Here is a 19352-nt window from a genome sequence, read left to right as displayed (position 1 = left end):
GGCCGGGCAATGGGTCACACATCCCATTGGTACGAATGTTTCAAAATGCACACCTAAACCCATCGCAACCGCCGGAACAGCCACCACTGCCCCACCGCCAGCCCCAGCACGACGATGCAGGCGAACAAAAAGCCCAACGGATTATCCGCCCCCGGAATACCGCCGACATTAATGCCCAGCAGCCCGGTGATGAAGCTCATGGGCAAAAAGATGCAGGTGATGATGCCAAAACGGTACATGGTGCGGTTCATCCGCTCGCTGCGCCGGCGGTCTTCACTTTCCAGCACCAGCGCAGCGCGCTCGCGGGTCAGCTCCAGTTCTTCGAGGTAGCGGATCAGGCTGTTATTGAGCTCGTTCCAGTAATCGGCGTCGGCATTGGCGAACCAGCTCCATTTGCTGCGCGACAACTGGGCGTAGATTTCCCGTTGCGGAGCAAGGAAACGGCGCAGGCCGGCGGCACGACGGCGGATCTGCTGCAGGCTGCCATGCTCAGGGGTGTACCGCTCGTCGGTTTCGACCTTTTCTTCTTCCAGGTCGACCAGTTCGGCCAGATCACTCACCAGGCCCTGAACCTTTTCAGTGAGCAGTTCGCCCATCAACAGCAACAGTTCGGAGGCCGATTTCGGCCCCCTGCCCTGTTCCAGTTGCTGGAGAATTTCGTCACTGGCACGCAACGGTCTCAGGCGCAACGAGATAACCCGCTGTGCCTCGGCGAAAATACGTACCGAAACCATGTCTTCAGGCTCGGCACCCGGGTTGAGGTTGACCCCGCGCAGGAACAGCAGCAGCTGTTCGTCCGCCATGGGCAGCAGGCGCGGCCGGGTATTTTCTTCCAGCAGCAGCTCGCAGGCGAACTCGCTCAGGCCACTGTCATGCAGCAGCCAGGTACGGGTTTGCGGATGGCTGCGGTCCCAGTGCAGCCACAGGCTCTGCTCTGGTTGCAGTTGCAAGCTGTCCAGTTCGGTACGGGCAATCGAGCGCGCGCCGCCTTTACCATCGAGCACCAGGGCATGCACCAGCCCCCACTGCGCGTTGTCTTCCTCGAACATCAAAGCTCCATCAGCGCGTGGGGCGCATCACTCCGGCATTTTCAGCGGGCTTGGCGAAACCAGTACGCCATTGTTGTCGGCATACACGTACTCGCCCGGGCGGAAGGTAACGCCGGCGAAGGTCACCACCACATTGAGGTCACCGATACCACGCTTGTCGGTTTTCATCGGGTGGCTGGCCAGGGCCTGCACGCCGACGTCGGTCTGGATCAGCACATCGACGTCACGCACGCAGCCATAGATCACCAGGCCTTCCCAACCGTTTTTGGCGGCTTTTTCCGCAAGCATGTCGCCCAGCAGCGCACGGCGCAGCGAACCACCACCATCGACCACCAGGACCTTGCCCTTGCCGTCGAGTTCGACCTGCTCCTTGACCAACGAGTTGTCCTCGAAGCACTTGATGGTGACGATCTGGCCACCGAACGAATCGCGGCCGCCAAAATTGCTGAACATGGGTTCCAGCACGTGTACCAGGTCGGGGTAGGCGTCACACAGGTCGGGCGTTACGTAATGCTGCATGGGAAGCTCCTGTCAGTCACAACGAAAGCGGGTATCGGCCAAGGCTACACCTTGGAGGCCGTTGCAGTCATCCGGGACCGGGCAGTCATTTGTATTCATCCTGTACCGGCCCTTTCGCGGGCACGCCCACGAAGAGGCCGACCCAGGCGATGCAAGATCAACTGACTGGCAAAGGTTCCTGAGCCACGGTGGAGGCATGCACCGGCAGCAATGGATCACGCAACCAGCGCTCCACCAACGGCCATACCTGCGCCTGCGCAGCCTTGCTCACCAGCATGTCGACATGCCCAAAGGCCTCAAAACCTTCCTCACGCCCCAGCCGCAGGAACTGCTTGCGCTCGCCCCCCAACTGCTCGAACAGCTTGCGGCAGGCCCACACCGGGTCCTGGAAGTCCCCCGCGCCGGCCACTGCCAGCAGCGGCACATCCACCTCTGCCAGCCCCGCCCACCAGTCGTTCTGCTTGTCGCCAAAGCGTCCGAACAGGCCATGCCAGCGCATGCTTTCCAGCGCCAGGCCAATCGGCTCGTCTTCCGGTCCACGTTTGAAGCGAGGCCCGGATATCTGCCCCCAGCGCTTGAGCACCAGCTTCGCCCCCCACACCAGCGGTGGCACCTTCAACGGCCAGTAGACACGGCTGATCTGGGTGCCGAACAGCGCCACGCTGGCCACCTGTTCGGCACCCAGGAAACCACCCCCAAGCGCCGCCACCAGGGTGGTGCCGCCCAAGGAATGGCCAACCCAGTGCGGCGCCTGGCCCGACTGCTCGCGCACGAACGCGGCAATCAGTGGCAGGTCATCACGGGCATAGGCCGCAACGCTGTTGTGCCGCCAGGCACGGTTGCGTGGTGACAGGCCGTGACCGCGCATTTCCGGGATCCACACATCAAAACCGGCACGGGCGAGGTAGGCGCCCAAGCCAATACCTTTGGGCGAATACCAGAAACGCCGGTTGGAAAAACTGCCGTGCAGAAGAATGACCGGCACGCCCTGGGCACGGCCATGGTCGGCCAACCCCAGGCGGGTGATGGCCAGCTCGACGCTAGGGTCCGGGCCGTTGCCAGCCTTGATCCGGTACACGTCTTCGCTGAGGTCGCCGCGGCGCTCGGCACTGAGCAGGGCCACGGGGAATAGAGTGCTGCTGCTTTGCATAAGGTTGCTTGGTGCACAAAAAAGGGCGGGATCCATTGCTGGAACTCGCCCTGGAAAAAACCAGGCGGGGGTACGCCAGACGTCCCCCCGCGTTTTACAGCATCAGGCCGCGCCTTGGCCTTCGGCCAGGAAGAACCAGGTTTCGAGTACCGAGTCCGGGTTCAGCGACACGCTTTCGATGCCCTGCTCCATCAGCCATTTGGCCAGGTCCGGGTGGTCCGATGGGCCCTGGCCGCAGATGCCGATGTACTTGCCGGCCTTGTTGCACGCGGCAATGGCGTTGGCCAGCAGCTTCTTGACGGCAGGGTTACGCTCGTCGAACAGGTGGGCGATGATGCCCGAGTCACGGTCCAGGCCCAGGGTCAGCTGGGTCAGGTCGTTGGAGCCGATCGAGAAGCCGTCGAAGTACTCCAGGAACTCTTCGGCCAGGATGGCGTTGGACGGCAGTTCGCACATCATGATCACGCGCAGGCCGTTGTCGCCGCGGGCCAGGCCGTTTTCGGCGAGCAGGTCGACCACTTGGCTGGCTTCGCCCAGGGTGCGTACGAACGGCACCATGATCTCGACGTTGGTCAGGCCCATCTCGTTGCGCACGCGCTTGAGGGCACGGCACTCGAGCTCGAAGCAGTCACGGAACGATTCGCTGATGTAACGCGAAGCGCCACGGAAGCCCAGCATCGGGTTTTCTTCTTCCGGCTCGTACAGCTTGCCGCCGATCAGGTTGGCGTACTCGTTGGACTTGAAGTCCGACAGGCGCACGATGACCTTTTTCGGGTAGAAGGCCGCCGCCAGGGTGCTGATGCCTTCGACCAGTTTCTCGACATAGAAGCCGACCGGGTCGTTGTAACCGGCAATGCGCTTGTCGACGCTGTCTTTCAGGTCGGCAGGCAGGCCGGCATAGTTCAGCAGTGCCTTGGGGTGCACACCGATCATGCGGTTGATGATGAACTCCAGGCGCGCCAGGCCGACACCGGCGTTGGGCAGCTGGGCGAAGTCGAAGGCGCGGTCCGGGTTACCGACGTTCATCATGATCTTGAACGGCAGCTCCGGCATGGCGTCGACGGAGTTCTGCTTGACGTCAAAGCCCAGCTCGCCTTCGAAGATGAAGCCGGTATCGCCTTCGGCGCAGGACACGGTCACGCCCTGGCCGTCTTTGAGCACCTGGGTGGCGTTGCCGCAACCGACCACGGCCGGAATGCCCAGCTCACGGGCGATGATCGCCGCGTGGCAGGTACGGCCGCCGCGGTTGGTCACGATGGCGCTGGCGCGCTTCATCACCGGTTCCCAGTCCGGGTCGGTCATGTCGGAAACCAGTACGTCGCCCGGCTGGACCTTGTCCATTTCCGAAACGTCGTTGATCACGCGCACTTTGCCGGCGCCGATGCGCTGGCCGATGGCACGGCCTTCGACCAGCACGGTGCCTTTTTCTTTCAGCAGGTAGCGTTCCATGACGTTGGCGCTGGAACGGCTTTTCACGGTCTCAGGGCGCGCCTGGACAATGTACAGCTTGCCGTCATCGCCATCTTTGGCCCACTCGATGTCCATCGGGCGCTGGTAGTGCTGCTCGATGATCATGGCCTGTTTGGCCAGCTCGCTGACCTCGGCATCGCTCAGGCAGAAGCGTGCGCGCTCGGCGCGGTCCACTTCCACGGTTTTGACCGAACGGCCGGCCTTGGCTTCTTCGCCGTAGACCATCTTGATGGCCTTGCTGCCCAGGTTGCGGCGCAGGATGGCCGGGCGGCCGGCCTGCAGGGTGTTCTTGTGCACGTAGAATTCGTCAGGGTTGACCGCACCCTGCACCACGGTTTCACCCAGGCCGTAGGCGCCCGTGATGAACACCACATCGCGGAAGCCCGACTCGGTGTCGAGGGTGAACATGACGCCGGCGGTGCCGGTTTCGGAGCGGACCATGCGCTGCACGCCAGCAGACAGGGCCACCAGCTTGTGGTCGAAGCCCTGGTGCACGCGGTAGGCGATGGCGCGGTCGTTGAACAGCGAGGCGAACACTTCCTTGGCCGCGCGGATCACGTTGTCGACGCCACGGATGTTGAGGAAGGTTTCCTGCTGGCCTGCGAACGAGGCGTCCGGCAGGTCTTCGGCAGTGGCCGAGGAGCGCACGGCAACCGCCATGTTGTCGTTGCCGGCAGCCATCGCGGCGAAGGCGGTTCGGATTTCCGAATCCAGACGTGCCGGGAACTCGGCTTCCATGACCCACTGGCGAATCTGCGCGCCGGTCTTGGTCAGGGCATTGATGTCATCCACGTCCAGCGCGTCGAGCGCGGCATGGATCCGGTCGTTGAGACCACTCTGTTCGAGAAAATCGCGGTACGCCTGCGCCGTAGTGGCAAAGCCGCCCGGCACCGATACACCAGCACCTGCAAGGTTGCTGATCATCTCGCCCAGGGATGCGTTCTTGCCCCCCACATGCTCCACATCATGGACGCCGAGCTTATCGAGGGAAACTACGTACTCTACCAAGGTGATCTCTCCACTAACTGTGTTGGAAAAGCTCAAAAGGCGCCCGCCTGTCTTCTGTGACTTGGCCGGGCGTTTGTGGCCTGTACCTGGAAAATAAGTGAGAATGCCGACAGCCGCATTCGGCAAACCGAACTTATCATATCCAAGAAACGTCATCAGCTTAAGGCCCAGATCGCAAATGAAACGAACCGCGTTCTTCATCTCCGACGGCACCGGTATCACTGCCGAAACCCTGGGCCAGAGTTTGCTCGCGCAATTCGAGAGCATTCCGTTCAACAAATTTACCCGCCCGTACATCGATTCGCCGGACAAAGCACGGACCATGGTCCAGCAAATCAACGCCGCCGCCGAGCGTGACGGGGTGCGCCCGATCATCTTCGACACCATCGTCAATCAGGACATCCGTGAGATCCTGGCGACGTCGAATGGCTTCATGATCGACATCTTTTCATCGTTTTTATCCCCGCTCGAGCAGGAATTGACCGCCCATTCGTCGTATTCCGTGGGTAAATCGCACTCGATTGGCGGTAATTCCAACTACATGGAACGCATCGAGGCGGTGAACTTCGCCCTGGACAACGACGACGGCGCGCGTACCCACTACTACGACAAGGCCGACCTGATTCTGGTTGGCGTGTCGCGTTGCGGCAAGACCCCTACCTGCCTGTACATGGCCATGCAGTTCGGCATCCGCGCCGCCAACTACCCGCTGACCGAGGACGACATGGAGCGCCTGCAGCTGCCGGCGGTGCTGAAAAAGCACCACAACAAGCTGTTCGGCCTGACCATCGACCCCGATCGCCTCACCGCCATCCGCCACGAGCGCAAGCCCAACAGCCGCTATTCCAGCTTTGCCCAGTGCGAGTTCGAAGTGCGCGAGGTGGAGAACCTGTTCCGCCGGGAGAACATTCCCAACATCAATTCCACGCATTTTTCGGTGGAAGAGATTTCGGCGAAGATTCTGGTGGAGAAAGGGGTGGAGCGCAGGTTCAAGTAAGCCTGTTCTGGCCCTTTCGCGGGCATGCCCGCGAAGAGGCCAGCACAGGGATAAAAAAACCCGGCATCTCTGCCGGGTTTTTCATTTCAGCTCAAGCTCAGGACGGCACCACCGCCGCCTGCCCGCTCATGGCCAGGTCGACCAGCTCGCGGTTGGCCACCGCGTACATCGCATAGTCGGTGCCCGTGGCATTGCGCAGGTCGTCCAGCATGGCGCGCCAGCGCTCCACCATCACCCGGTGCTGCTCGGCCCACAGCGCCACGCGGGCGTCCATGTCTTCCGGTGCATCGGCCATCTGCAGTACCGAGATGGTGATTGCCCGTTGCTGCAGGTCAATGTCATCGCGGAACGCTTCGCGGGCCAGGGCCTGCCAGTTGTTTTCCACCGGTAGGTTGCTGATTTCCTGCAAGTACCAGGTCAGGTCCAGCGCGCTGCCCACCGCAAAGAACGCCTTGGCCACCTGCGCCGGCTCATGGCCGGTGACGTCGGCGGCTTCGATGATCGGCAGCAGGGTGTACAAGTGGCTGGTACCGGCCACCATGCGCGCCAGCAACTCCGGCACACCGGCGTCGACAAAGCCCTGGTAACGCACCATCCAGCGTTCGCGGGTCGGGCCTTCCAGCAGCTCGTCCAGCTTGAGCCCCAGCTGCGCGATCTTCGGCCCGAAGTGTGCGGTGTCGCGCCCGGCGTCCTGCTCGTTACGGCGGCTACGCAGGAACCAGCGGGTGGCACGGCGGCCCAGACGCATCAGCTCGTCCATGAGGGTGAGCTGGATTTCTGCGGGCACCTGGTAGTCCAGGGCCTCGATCTGGCGGAACCAGTGAGGCAGATGGAAGATGTCGCGCACGATCACATAGGCCCCGGCCACGTTGGCCGGGCTCATACCGGTCGACTCCTTCAGGCGCTGGACGAAGGTGATGCCCATGTTGTTGACCAGGTCGTTGGCGATCTGGGTACTGACGATTTCACGCTTCAGGCGGTGGCGGCGCATGGCCTCGGCGAACTTGCTGACCAGCGACGGCGGGAAGGCGGTTTCCATGTCGCGGGTCAGGTAGTCGTCGTCCGGCACCAGCGACTTGAGCAGTTGCTCCTTGAGGTCGATCTTGCTGTACGAGATCAGCACCGACAGCTCGGCGCGGGTCAGGCCCTGGCCGGCAGCCAGGCGTTCAGCCAACTGCTCTTCGGACGGCAGGAACTCGATGGCGCGGTCCAGCTTGCCACGGCCTTCCAGGTCGGCCATCAGGCGCTTGTACTCGGCAATCCGCTCGCGGGCGCGGCGGGCCGCCAGCGACAGCGCCTGGGTCTGCTTGTAGTTGTTGCCCAGCACCAGGTTGCCGACTTCGTCGGTCATGCTGCCCAGCAGCTGGTTACGCTGCTTCTCGGTCATGTCGCCACCCTGCACCACTTCGTTGAGCAGGATCTTGATGTTGACCTCGTGGTCGGAGCAGTCAACGCCGCCGGCGTTGTCGATGAAGTCGGTGTTGGTGGCGCCGCCGTTCAGGCCAAACTCCACCCGGCCAAGCTGGGTCATACCCAGGTTACCGCCCTCGCCCACCACCTTGCATCGCAGCTCATTGCCGTTGACCCGCAGCGCGTCGTTGGCCTTGTCGCCGACATCAGCGTGGCTTTCGCTGCTGGCCTTCACGTAGGTACCGATACCGCCGTTCCACAGCAGGTCGACCGGTGCCTTGAGCAACGCGTTCAGCAGCTCGGTCGGGGTCAGGCGGTCGGCCTCGATGGCAAAGCGCTCTTTCATCTGCGGGCTGATGGCGATGCTTTTGGCACTGCGCGGGAAGATACCGCCGCCTTCAGACATGATGCTGGTGTCGTAGTCGCTCCAGGCCGAACGCGGCAGGTCGAACAGGCGCTTGCGCTCGGCAAAGCTGGACGCAGGCTCGGGGTTGGGGTCGATGAAGATGTGCAGGTGGTTGAACGCCGCCACCAGTTGCAGCTTGTCGGACATCAGCAGGCCGTTGCCGAACACGTCGCCGGCCATGTCACCCACGCCGATGACGGTGATCGGGTCTTCCTGCACGTTGATGCCACGCTCGCGGAAGTGGCGCTGCACACCCACCCAGGCGCCGCGTGCGGTAATGCCCATCTTCTTGTGGTCATAACCGGCCGAACCGCCCGAGGCAAAGGCGTCGCCCAGCCAGAAGCCATAGTCGATGGCAATGCCGTTGGCGATGTCGGAGAAGGTTGCAGTGCCTTTGTCGGCCGCCACCACCAGGTACGGGTCATCATCGTCGTGACGCACCACGTTGGCCGGCGGCACCACGCCACCGTCCTTGAGGTTGTCGGTGATGTCGAGCAGGCCGGAAATGAAGATGCGGTAGCACGCCACGCCTTCGGCGGCGATCTCGTCCCGGCTACCGCCCAGTGGCAGGCGGCGCGGCAGGAAACCGCCCTTGGCGCCGACCGGCACGATGACCGAGTTCTTCACCTGCTGGGCTTTGACCAGGCCCAGCACTTCGGTGCGGAAGTCTTCTTCACGGTCAGACCAGCGCAGGCCGCCACGGGCGACGTTGCCAAAGCGCAGGTGCACGCCCTCGACCCGAGGCGAATAAACGAAGATCTCGAACTTGGGCACCGGCTTGGGCAGTTCGGGGATCAGCTTGGGGTTGAATTTGAAGCTGAAGTACGACTTGTTCTGGCCGTTGGCATCCGGCTGATAGAAGTTGGTGCGCAGGGTGGCCTTGATCAGGTCCAGGTAGCGCCGCAGGATGCGGTCTTCGTTGAGCACCTGCACGTCGTCGAGCGCGGTCAGGATGGCTTGTTCCAGGCGCTGCTGCTTGTCGTCGAGGTCGTCCTGGGTGAGCTTGCGCGCCAGGTAGAAGCGGGTCTTGAACAACCGGGTCAGCTCGCGGGCGATGTCGGTGTGGTTGTTCAGGGTGCTGGCGATGTAACCCAGGTCGAAGCCCAGGCGGATCTGCTTCAGGTAACGGGCGTAAGCGCGCAGCAGCGCCACGTCACGCCAAGGCAGGCCAGCGGTGAGTACCAGACGGTTGAAGGCATCGTTCTCGGCATCGCCACGCACGATGTGGATAAACGCGTCCTGCAGGGTGTCGTTGAGCTGCTGGATATCCAGGCTCAGGCCTTCGCTGTAGGTAAAGGCAAAATCGTGAATCCAGTACTCGCGGCCACTGGCATGGCGCAGGCGATACGGGAACTCGCCCAGCACGCGCAAGCCGAGGTTTTCCAGAATCGGCAGCACGTCGGACAGCGCCAGCGGGGTGTCAGCGTGGTACAGCTTGCAGTGCAGGATGCGCTCTCCCACCTGGGTCAGCGGCTGGTAGAAGCTCATGGCCAGCGGCTTGCTTTCCGACAGGTTCAGCACATGTTGCAGGTCGACAACGGCCGAGTGCGCGGCGAAACGTTCGCGGTAGCCGGCCGGGAAGCCCTTGGGGAAATCGGCGAGGATGTTGGTGCCTTGGGCTTCGCCGAAGTTCTCCACTACCAGCGTCGAATAATCGTCATGCCACGAGCGGCAGGCCTGGATGACTTCGCGTTCCAGCTGCTGCGGGTCGATGTCGATGCGGTTTTTCGGGTCTACCCGCAGAATCAGTTGCACACGGGCCAGCACCGATTCGGAGAAGAAGGTCCAGAACTCGCAGTCGCTGGCCTTCAGGCGCTCCATCAGTACTTGCTGGATTTTCTGTCGCACTTCGGTGGAGTAGATCTCCCGCGGCACGTACGCCAGGCAGTAGCAGAAGCGGCCGTACGGGTCCTTGCGCAGGAACACGCGGATCTTGTTGCGCTCCTGGATCTGTACGATCGCCATGACGGTGGTGAACAGCTCGTCGATCGGCGTCTGGAACAGGTCGTCGCGCGGCAGCACCTCCAGCACCTGGGCCAGTTCCTTGCCGAGGTGGGCCTTGGGGTCGAAGCCCGAGCGGCGCTCGACTTCGGCTACCTTGACGCGGATGTAAGGGATGGCATGCACGCTTTCGCCATACACCGACGAGGTGTACAGGCCCATGAAGCGGTGTTCCTTGATGACCTTGCCATCGGCGTCCAGCTGGCGGATCGACACGTAGTCCGGGTAGGCCGGGCGGTGCACGCGGCTGGGCAGCGCGGCCTTGGCGAACGACAGCAGCAGCGGTTCGTTGAGGTAGGCCACGGCGTAGTCTTCGATGCGCAGCTCTTCGGCCGTCAGGCCCACGCGCAGGCGGCGCGGCAGGCCGAGGAACGACTGCTCGTCGTAAACCATCTGGCCGCCATCGGCGTCGCCCTTGACGGTGAATTCTTCATAGCCCAGGAAGGTGAAGTGGTTGTCCAGCAGCCACTCGAGGAAGGCCTTGACCTCGCCCTTTTCGTGTTGCGCCGGGCCGAAGGCGGTCTGTTCCACCTCGGCCACCACGTCACGCAGCTTGGCCTTCATCGGCTCGAAATCGGCGACTGCCACCCGCACCTCGGCCAGCACCTGCTCGATTTCGCGGGCCAGCACGGTCAGCTCTGCGGCATTGGCGCAGCGGTCGATCTCCAGGTACATCAGCGACTCGTGGCGCACGCCCTCACCCTGGGTACCCTTGGGCAGCAGCTCCAACAACTCACCCTTGGCGCCACGGCGCACGCTGAGCACGGTGGTTTGCAGGGTGTGAATGCTGTAGCCACGGCGGTTGAGCTCGGTGCGCACCGAGTCGACCAAAAACGGCAGGTCGTGGTGCAGCACTTCGACCACGGTGTGGGTCGATTGCCAGCCGTTGCGCTCGTAATCAGGGTTGTACACCCGCACTTGCGGGTATTCGGGGTCGAAACGTTCGATGATGCGCCAGGCTGACAGGGTGCAGCCGGCCAGGTCGGAAAGCCTGCGCTGGGTGAGTTCGTCCAGAGAGATGATGCCGAAGAACTGCTCGGCGAACAGCGCCACTTGTGGCAGGGACTGTTCGCTGATGTGCTGCGCCAGGGCCGCTTGCAGTTGATGCTGGAAGTCGGCTTTGCTGGCTGCGGTGAAGAACGCCATCTGTGGTACTCCGCTTGGGCTTTGTAATAGTTGAAGCGTCGCTGCGTGCGCCGTGTACGGATCAACGATAGCCAACCCGTGGCAAGGCGGACGGTAAAACCAGACGTTGAACGTGCGCGGGCACGCCCAGGGCTCGCCGAAGCTTAACGACTGATCGGTCATCAACGCTTGCAGCGCTGCGACAATTTCGGTCAAGGGGCGGTAACTTTACGTTTATGCCTGTACGCAAGACTGTCAGAATTCCCTTCCATTCACTTTGATCCGAGCCCGCTCATGCAAATCAACACCGCCCTGCTCTTCGCCACCCCTTGCGATGACGAGGAAGACAACATGGCGACCCTGTGCTGCCACAGCGACAAGGGCCAGATGTTTCTGCTTACCCGCTACCCGGACGAAGACACCGTCGACCTGACCCTGGATGACGAGCCATCGACGCTGGACGGGCTGAAAGTGACCCTGAGCGCCAAGCGCCTGCTGATTGAAGTGGCAGCCGGCGACCGCGATGCGCTGAAGGGGGATGAGGTGCTGGAGATCAACCTGACCAGCGACCTGAGTGACCTGGACGAAGTGAAAGAAACCCTGGAGAACATCCTGGCCGGGACTGGGACATTCGTCAGCGAGTTGTGAGCCCGCCTTTATTGCAACGCTGTCTGCATCTCTTGCGCCTGCACCCGCAGCGCCTCGCAAAACGGCTCCACCGCTGCCGATGCCGGCCTGTGGTCTGGCCGTATCAGCATCACCTGGTACGGCACCGACACCCGCAACCTGCGGATCGGCAACCCGCCCTGCGCCGCCTCCAGCCCGCTCAACGGGTTGATGATCGCCACCCCCAACCCTTGCCTGACCATGGCACACACCGAGGCGGCACTGGTGGTCTCGATCACCGTGCGGCGGTTCACCCCCGCCGCGCGAAAGTGCTGGTCCAGGCGCTGGCGGTAAGTGTCCAGGCTGGCCAGGTTGATGAAGTCCACCTCATGAAAGTCGGCAAGTTCCAGCTCGGCTTTTGCCTGTAGCGAGTGATGCGCGGGCAGCACGCACACCATGTTGGCGCTGAACAGCAGCTCGCCATAGGCACCGCGCGGTATCTGCTCGACCTCGGTCAGGCCAAGGTCGTGCTGCTGGGCCACCAGAGACTCTTCCAGCAATGGCGATTCCTGCGCCAGGATACTCACGCTTACGCCTCGATGCTGTTGGTGGAAACGCTGGCAAGCCTTGGGCAGCAACGTCTGAGAGAACAGCGGCAGGCAAGTGATGGCCAGCCTCCCCTGCTCGAAATTGCGAATGGCCTGGGCAAAGCGATCGATCCGCTCCAGCCCGACGTAGGCGCGCTCGACCTCTTCGATCAACAGCAACGCCTGGGCTGTCGCCACCAGGCGCCCACCCTCGCGCTCGAACAGGTTCAGCCCGGTCACCTGCTCCAGCCGCGCCAGCTCGCGGCTGACAGTGGGCTGCGAGGTAAACAGCAGGCGCGCCGCACCGGTCACACTGCCAGCGGCCATGATGGCGCGGAACACTTCGATATGGCGGACAGAGAGTTTCACAGCAGTACCCGGCAAAGTCAGCAATGGGTATATCAGATATGAATGACCGTCAGAAAAATAGCTATTTTTCTGAATTCCTTGTTTGGCTCATCCTCGCGGTCATCCTTATATGAGTAGCGCCACCATGACCGCACCTTTCTCCCTCCTGGCCGAAGCTGTCCGCCAGCACGGCTCGCCGCTGTGGGCGTACGACGCCAGCACCATCGCCGAACGTGTCGAGCAGTTGAAGGTGTTCGACACCGTACGCTTCGCCCAGAAAGCCAACCCTAACCTGCACGTGCTGCGCCTGATGCGCGCCCATGGCCTGGTGCTGGATGCCGTATCGCTGGGTGAGATGGAACGGGCCTTCGCAGCGGGTGCCCGCGTGGACGGCGACCCTGCCGGCGTGGTGCTGACCTGCGACGCCCTGGACCGGCCGACCCTGGAGCGCGTGGTGGCCTCGAAGATCGAAGTGAACGCGGGCTCCATCGACATGCTGCGCCAGCTGGGTGAACGCTCGCCCGGCCACCGCGTGTGGATCCGCATCAACCCGGGCTTTGGCCATGGCCACAGCCGCAAGACCAACACCGGCGGCGAGAACAGCAAGCACGGCATCTGGCACGAAGAGCTGGAGGAGGCACTGGTCTGCATCAAGGCCCATGGCCTGCACCTGGTGGGCGTGCACATGCACATTGGTTCTGGTGTGGACTACCAGCACCTGGAGCAGGTGGCTCGCTCGATGATCGAGCTGATTGGCCGCCTGGGCGTGGATATCGAAGCGTTTTCCATCGGCGGCGGGCTCTCCACCCCTTACCGCAGCACCGACAAACCGGTCGACCTGCAGCGCTACGCCCAGACCTGGGCGGTGGCACGCAAGGAAATCGAAGCGATGCTCGGCCACCCGGTGCGCATGGAGATCGAGCCTGGGCGCTTCCTGGTGGCGGAGTCGGGCTACCTGGTGGCCGAAGTGCGCGCCGTGAAGCAGGTGGGGCGCAATACCTTCGTGATGATCGACGCCGGCTTCAACGACCTGATGCGCCCGGCGATGTACGGTGCGTACCACGGCATGACCCTGCTCGATGCCAACGGCCAGCCAGTGGAACGCCCCCGCCAGCCGACCGTGGTGGCCGGGCCGCTGTGCGAGTCGGGGGATGTGTTCACCCAGGATGACCAGGAACTGACCCCACAAGACCTGCCCCAGGCGCAGGTGGGCGATTTGCTGGTGATTCACGATGCCGGGGCCTATGGGGCGTCGATGTCGTCGAACTACAACAGCCGGCCGTTGCTACCGGAGTTCCTGATCGAGGAAGGGGCGCTGCGCATGATTCGCCGGCGGCAGACCGTGCAGGACCTGCTGGGCCTGGAGGCGGGGTTCTAATCTCAGTGCTTGGGGCTGGATCGCAGCCCCAATGGACAAACCCTCCTTGCAATCACCTTGGCTCATCGCGACAATGCGATCAATTCCTATTCATATTGCGAATTTGACGCCATGTCGACGCTCGATCACCAGGCCCTTCACCTGCTCTACAGCGAAAACAACAGCTGGCTGAAAGGCTGGCTGCGCGCCCGCCTGGGAAACGCAGCCGATGCCTCCGACCTGGCGCACGATACGTTCCTGCGGGTCATGACGGCCCGCAGCCAGCTACCCATTCGCGAACCGCGCAGCTACCTCAGCGCCATCGCCCGCTCCCTGCTGATCGACAAAGTGCGCCGCCGCGCCATCGAAAAAGCCTACCTGCAAGCCCTGGCCCTGCGACCGGAGCCGGTGGAGGTATCACCAGAGGTTCGCCTGTCGATCATCGAAATGCTGATGGCCGTGGACAGCCTGCTTGACGAACTCGGCCCCAAGACCCGTGCCATCTTTCTCGCCGTGCAACTGGAAGGCCTGACCTACGGTGCTGCGGCCGAGCGCTTCGGTGTATCGGTCACAACGGTGAAGAATCACCTGATCAAGGCCATGACCCGCTGCCTGCTGGCCGTCGAAGGCTGAACGGCATGGACGTCAAAACCCTGGAAGCCGCTGCCACTTGGTACGTGCAGCTCAACGATGGCGACAGCAATGAAGCCCGCACCCACGCCTGGCGCCAGTGGCTGCAGGCCAGCCCTCAGCATGCCGCTGCCTGGGCGCGCGTTGAAAAGCTTCAGCAACAATGGGCCATGGTGCCGCCACACGCGGCGCTGTCCAGCCTGGGGGCGGCGCAGACGCAGCGGCGCGATGTGCTGAAAGTGCTGAGCTTGCTGCTGGCCATGGGCGGCGGTGGCTGGCTGGCAACCGAGCAGGTGCCCTATCGCGCCTTGATGGCGCAACAACGTACCGCTACCGGCGAGCGGCGCGCTGTAGAGCTGGCGGATGGCTCGCAGCTGGAGCTGAACGTGGGTACCGCGCTTGATGTGCGCTTTGACAGGAAAGTGCGGGCAATCCAGCTGTACCAGGGGGAGATCCTCGTGCGACCGGCCAGCGACATTCAGCAGCGCCCGTTCATCGTGCACACCGACGACGGCAGCGTGCTGGCCCACAGTACCGAGTTCAGCGTTCGCAAACTGGCACAACAGACACGCGTAGGCGTGTTGCAGGCCAGCGTCGATGTACGCCCGCAGCGCCATCCTGACCGGGTGCTGCACGTGCAGGCCGGGCAGCAAACGCGCTTTGACCAGCAAGACTTCACCCTTGCCCATGCCCTGCCCGCCGACTCCACGGCCTGGCTACAGGGCATGCTGAGCGTGAACGACTGGCGCCTGGGCGACTTCATCGAAGAGCTGGGCCGCTATCGGCCGGGCGTGCTGCGCTGCGCCTCATCAATCCAGGCCATGAGCATTTCCGGCGCATTCCGTATCGACGATACCGATATTGCGCTGGCCAACCTGCCGAAAACCCTGCCTGTAAAGGTGCGCTACCTCAGCCGCTACTGGGTGAATGTGGAACCCGCCTGAACGGCTGGTGAAAAAACTTTCGCTCAAATCTTGCTGATTTTGATTCTCGTCCGTCCCTGACACAAGCCGCGACGACAGCGACTTTCTGCCATAACTCGGAAGGATCACCCAATGCCTCACCTGCACCCCACCCCTACCACGCTGAGCCAGGCCGTGCGCCTGGTGCTGTTCGGCATGTCCCTGGCCAGCGCGCCAGCCTTGCTGCTGATGCCTGCCCAGGCCATGGCCCAGAGCCAGACTGCCTACCACGTCGCGGCTGGCCCGCTGGGCAACGCCATCACCCAGTTTGGCGTGCAGGCGGGTGTGACCATTTCGTTCGACACTGAGCAAACGCGCAACCTGAACAGCGCAGGCCTGGAAGGCAGCTACAGCATCGAGGAAGGGCTGGTGCGGCTGCTGAGCAACAGTGGCTTGCAGGCACAACGCCAGGGTAATGGCGGCTATGTGCTGGTGCCTTCAGGCAACGGTTCGGCGATGGAACTGGGGCCACTGAACATCGATGCCAACCGGCTGGATGCGACCAGCGAAGGCACCCAGTCTTACACCGCCCGCGCCGTGACCATAGGCAAGGGTGTGCACACGCTGAAGGAAACCCCGCAGTCGGTCACCGTCATGACCCGCAAGATGCTCGACGACCAGAACCTCAACACCCTGGAACAGGTGCTGGACAAGACCCCGGGCATCACCGTGTACGACTCGCCCATGGGCGGCAAGTATTTCTACTCCCGCGGTTTCAACCTGGACGGCCAGTACCAGTACGACGGCGTGCCGCTGGATGTGGGTGGCAACTACGTGCAGGCCAACAGCTTTTCCAGCGACATGGCCTTCTATGACCGCGTCGAAATTCTCAAGGGTGCGGCTGGCATGATGAAGGGCTCCGGTTCCTCCGCCGGTGGCGTCAACTTCGTGCGTAAACGCGGCCAGGAAAAAGCCGCTACCACCGTCACCCTGTCTGCCGGTAGCTGGGACAACTACCGCGGCCAGGTCGATGTGGGCGGCCCGCTCAACGAATCCGGCACGGTGCGTGGCCGGGCCGTGGCGGCGCTGCAGGACCGTCAGTACTTCTATGACATTGCCAAGCGCCAGGACCAGATTCTGTACGGCGCCATCGACTGGGATGTCAGCCCCGACACTACGCTGGGCTTTGGCCTGGCCTATGAGGATGTCGATGCCACACCGTGCTATGCCGGTGTGCCACGCTACGCCGATGGCAGTGACCTGAAGCTGTCGCGTTCCACCTGCCTGGGGGTCAGCTGGAACGACCTGCAAAGCCAGCGCATTACCGGCTTTGCCGACCTCAAGCACCACTTCAACGATGACTGGACGCTGAACTTTGCCTCGATCTACACCCACAACAACCAGAACATCGAATACGCCTACTCCGAAGGCACGGTACCGGTCGGCGCCAGCACCGGCAGCATGAGCGTGCGAGCCGGTCGTTTCGACTACGACCAGGACGACTATGGCTTCGATACCTATGTCGATGGCAAATTCGAGGCGTTCGGCCTGCAGCACGAACTGATCATCGGTGCCAACGCCAGCCGGCAGAAAACCCATGACTACTTCGCGCTGATGCTGCTGGACGGCAAGCAGAACCCATTCGACCCGTCTGCACATTTCCCACACCCGTCCAAAGCCGATTACCTGGTCAACCCGACCCGCGGTGGCAGCGTGCCAACCGACTCCACCACCACGCAATACGGCACTTACGCCAACCTGCGCCTGAAGCTGGCAGAGCCGCTGACCCTGGTGCTGGGTGCACGGGTCAGCTGGTACCGCAACAAGAGCGACTCCTATACCCAGTACTATGATTACTGGGTGAATAACCGCAGCGAAGAAAACGGCCAGGTCACGCCGTTCGCCGCCGTGCTGTACGACCTGAACAACCAGTGGACCGCCTACGCCAGCTACGCCGACATCTTCCAGCCGCAAAGCGACAAAGTGGACGCCGAGCGGCAGTCACTCCAGCCCAAGACCGGTGCCAACTACGAGATTGGCATCAAGGGCGAGCTGCTTGAGGGTGCCCTGAATACTTCGTTCAACCTGTTCCGCACCGTCGAGAATCACCGCGCAGAAAGCGACTACATCGAGACCTGTCCGTCAGGCGACGGCTATTGCTACACCGACAGCGGCAAGGTGCGTGCGCAGGGCTTCGAAGCCGAGATCAGCGGCTCGCCCATCGAGCGCCTGCAATTGTTGGCAGGCTACACCTACACCCAGACCAAGTACCTGAAGACCATCGAGGACACCGACCCCACCGAGCTGACCTTCACCTCCAGCTTCATCCCGCGGCACATGCTCAAGGTGTGGGGTGACTACCAACTGGGCGGCGCCTTGGAGCGCTGGACCTTGGGTACCGGTTTCAACAGCCAGAGCGAGAACTTCCGTACCACCGGCAAGACCCGCGTCGAGCAGCCTGGCTACACCGTGTGGAACGGCCGCGTGCAGTACCGTCTGGATCAGAACTGGACCGTCGCCCTCAACGGCAACAACCTGTTCGACAAAAAGTACTACGCCACTATCGGCGCGCCGGGCTGGGGCAACTTCTATGGCGAACCGCGTAACTTCATGGTGACGTTGCAAGGGGCGTTCTGAAATGCACCAGGGCCGCTTTGCGGCCCTTTTGATTTGCCAGGTCGCCTACAACAAGCCTCTCAGGTTCGGTCTCCCGCCGACTTTCCGTAGCGTGACGAATGCCCCTTCGTGGAAGTGATAACCGGTGAAAACACCTACCGAAGTCAATACCACCGCATTTTCAGAAAACTCCTACGCGCGTATCGGAAGCGCAAAGCTCCAGCAAGAAGTGATTCCTCGCTAGGGTCCAGGTTCGGGTCGAATGCAGCGCGTTGCATGCATTTGCTGATCACTCCTGCTCACTGGAGCACATCCATGGATTCATTGAACGAAGCCCTAGAATTGTGCCGGCGCATCACCACCGGCTACCGTCCCGCCCTGCGCAACAGCCCGGTCGCCGACTGCACCCGCCGCTTCGAGCTGCTGCCCCTGCGCTACGCCGCTGTCGGCGGCAACCCGGCACAACGCGCCCGCCTGCCCAAACTGCCGGGTTATCTCAGCCCGTTCCAGGACGTGGGCGAGATGACCCACTCCAGCTACGCCATCCGCCCCCTGCGTGAGGGCTTTCTTTACCTGCTGATCAAGCGCCACAGCGCAGATGCCTACGAATGGCACAGCCAGTACCGCGTGGCACCCAACGGTTCCCTGCAGTACATCAGCGCCGACGCACCGTGGGAACCCGCCCCCCTCACTGGCAATCTGGATGACATCATCCGCAGCTTCGGCTGGACCATCACCCTCTACGACCTCGACGACATCCAGGAACTGCGTCCGTTGTTCAGCCCTTCCCCCCTCACCCCGCGCCTGCTCGACAACTACCGCCTGCTCGAAGACGAATACCGCAACAGCCTGCCCGCCATCGATATCGCCCGCTTCATCCAGCCGTCCGAAGCCCCGCCGCAGCCCCATGTGCTCAAGCACGACCAACTGAACTGGGTAGCCGACTTCAAGGCCCGGGACGATGCCGACCTGCAAGCGCTGCTGGACCTGCAACCTTTCAACAACGACCAGATCGTCTCGCCCCACGCCTCACGCCAGGCCCTGGCGCCGCCAGTGAACCAGACCAAACCCCGTGGCGCCGCTATCGTGATCGAAGACGCCATCGGCATTACCCAGGAGCTCAACGCCTGGCGCAATGCCGCGGTCGATGATGTGAAAACGAAGTGGCTGG

At 62.6% G+C, this 19352-nt stretch carries 13 protein-coding genes; 7 read left to right on the top strand and 6 right to left on the bottom strand.

The genetic code is table 11. The features are described 5' to 3' along the window. Positions 1 to 53: 53 nt before the first annotated feature. From B9A31_RS20040 to ppsA, 4 genes are all read right to left on the bottom strand, one after another. On the bottom strand, positions 54 to 1049 hold the full coding sequence (locus tag B9A31_RS20040) for a zinc transporter ZntB (protein ID WP_016714848.1): 996 nt from the start codon (positions 1047 to 1049) through the stop codon (positions 54 to 56). Positions 1050 to 1076: 27 nt separating this feature from the next. Continuing rightward, complete coding sequence (gene rraA, locus B9A31_RS20035; protein WP_016714847.1) at positions 1077 to 1568, bottom strand: ribonuclease E activity regulator RraA; 492 nt, start codon at positions 1566 to 1568, stop codon at positions 1077 to 1079. A gap of 157 nt (positions 1569 to 1725) precedes the next feature. Further along, positions 1726 to 2718: an alpha/beta fold hydrolase gene (locus B9A31_RS20030; protein WP_026020288.1), complete on the bottom strand. Its 993-nt coding sequence runs from the start codon at positions 2716 to 2718 to the stop codon at positions 1726 to 1728. Positions 2719 to 2820: 102 nt separating this feature from the next. Next, a complete protein-coding gene (ppsA, locus tag B9A31_RS20025; RefSeq protein WP_025754479.1) occupies positions 2821 to 5196 on the bottom strand; it encodes a phosphoenolpyruvate synthase in 2376 nt (791 codons plus the stop codon). A 178-nt stretch (positions 5197 to 5374) separates the two neighbouring features. On the opposite strand from ppsA, the gene B9A31_RS20020 reads away from it, so the two are divergent. After that, a complete protein-coding gene (locus B9A31_RS20020) occupies positions 5375 to 6193 on the top strand; it encodes a posphoenolpyruvate synthetase regulatory kinase/phosphorylase PpsR (protein ID WP_016714844.1) in 819 nt (272 codons plus the stop codon). A gap of 97 nt (positions 6194 to 6290) precedes the next feature. Here the strand turns inward: B9A31_RS20020 and B9A31_RS20015 are convergent, their stop codons facing one another. Continuing rightward, positions 6291 to 11156, bottom strand: coding sequence for an NAD-glutamate dehydrogenase (locus B9A31_RS20015; RefSeq protein WP_025754480.1), 4866 nt, complete (start codon positions 11154 to 11156; stop codon positions 6291 to 6293). Between the two features lie 273 nt (positions 11157 to 11429). On the opposite strand from B9A31_RS20015, the gene B9A31_RS20010 reads away from it, so the two are divergent. Next, positions 11430 to 11783 carry a hypothetical protein gene (locus B9A31_RS20010; protein ID WP_019096165.1) on the top strand — a complete coding sequence of 118 codons (354 nt, stop codon included), beginning with the start codon at positions 11430 to 11432 and terminating at the stop codon, positions 11781 to 11783. A gap of 8 nt (positions 11784 to 11791) precedes the next feature. On the opposite strand, the gene B9A31_RS20005 is transcribed toward B9A31_RS20010, so the two are convergent. Further along, a complete protein-coding gene (locus B9A31_RS20005; protein WP_026020287.1) occupies positions 11792 to 12697 on the bottom strand; it encodes a LysR family transcriptional regulator in 906 nt (301 codons plus the stop codon). Between the two features lie 124 nt (positions 12698 to 12821). On the opposite strand from B9A31_RS20005, the gene lysA reads away from it, so the two are divergent. The 5 genes from lysA to B9A31_RS19980 all read left to right on the top strand — a co-directional run. After that, the gene (gene lysA, locus B9A31_RS20000; protein WP_025754482.1) at positions 12822 to 14054 is read left to right on the top strand and encodes a diaminopimelate decarboxylase; all 1233 of its coding nucleotides are present in this window, start codon (positions 12822 to 12824) and stop codon (positions 14052 to 14054) included. Between the two features lie 111 nt (positions 14055 to 14165). Then, on the top strand, positions 14166 to 14666 hold the full coding sequence (locus B9A31_RS19995; RefSeq protein ID WP_019096162.1) for a sigma-70 family RNA polymerase sigma factor: 501 nt from the start codon (positions 14166 to 14168) through the stop codon (positions 14664 to 14666). A gap of 5 nt (positions 14667 to 14671) precedes the next feature. Continuing rightward, a complete protein-coding gene (locus tag B9A31_RS19990) occupies positions 14672 to 15607 on the top strand; it encodes a FecR domain-containing protein (protein ID WP_019096161.1) in 936 nt (311 codons plus the stop codon). 111 nt (positions 15608 to 15718) lie between these two features. Continuing rightward, positions 15719 to 18202, top strand: a complete 2484-nt coding sequence (locus B9A31_RS19985; RefSeq protein ID WP_084297294.1) for a TonB-dependent siderophore receptor — start codon at positions 15719 to 15721, stop codon at positions 18200 to 18202. A 294-nt stretch (positions 18203 to 18496) separates the two neighbouring features. Beyond that, positions 18497 to 19352: T6SS effector BTH_I2691 family protein (locus tag B9A31_RS19980; protein WP_305881732.1), on the top strand; the 856-nt coding region annotated here is incomplete at its 3' end.

The organism is Pseudomonas sp. URIL14HWK12:I5 (assembly GCF_900176445.1).
Lineage (GTDB): Bacteria > Pseudomonadota > Gammaproteobacteria > Pseudomonadales > Pseudomonadaceae > Aquipseudomonas > Aquipseudomonas monteilii.
The sequence above is the reverse complement of the archived record's forward strand: the minus strand, read 5'-3'. Positions and strand labels throughout refer to the sequence as shown.

Bases quoted from the DNA above. Each gene is read 5' to 3' on its own strand.
- B9A31_RS20010 (WP_019096165.1), top strand. From the start codon at position 11,430: ATGCAAATCAACACCGCCCTGCTCTTCGCCACCCCTTGCGATGACGAG.
- B9A31_RS19995 (WP_019096162.1), top strand. From the start codon at position 14,166: ATGTCGACGCTCGATCACCAGGCCCTTCACCTGCTCTACAGCGAAAAC.
- B9A31_RS20015 (WP_025754480.1), bottom strand. From the start codon at position 11,156: ATGGCGTTCTTCACCGCAGCCAGCAAAGCCGACTTCCAGCATCAACTG.
- B9A31_RS19985 (WP_084297294.1), top strand. From the start codon at position 15,719: ATGCCTCACCTGCACCCCACCCCTACCACGCTGAGCCAGGCCGTGCGC.
- B9A31_RS19990 (WP_019096161.1), top strand. From the start codon at position 14,672: ATGGACGTCAAAACCCTGGAAGCCGCTGCCACTTGGTACGTGCAGCTC.
- B9A31_RS20040 (WP_016714848.1), bottom strand. From the start codon at position 1,049: ATGTTCGAGGAAGACAACGCGCAGTGGGGGCTGGTGCATGCCCTGGTG.
- rraA (WP_016714847.1), bottom strand. From the start codon at position 1,568: ATGCAGCATTACGTAACGCCCGACCTGTGTGACGCCTACCCCGACCTG.
- B9A31_RS20020 (WP_016714844.1), top strand. From the start codon at position 5,375: ATGAAACGAACCGCGTTCTTCATCTCCGACGGCACCGGTATCACTGCC.
- lysA (WP_025754482.1), top strand. From the start codon at position 12,822: ATGACCGCACCTTTCTCCCTCCTGGCCGAAGCTGTCCGCCAGCACGGC.
- B9A31_RS20030 (WP_026020288.1), bottom strand. From the start codon at position 2,718: ATGCAAAGCAGCAGCACTCTATTCCCCGTGGCCCTGCTCAGTGCCGAG.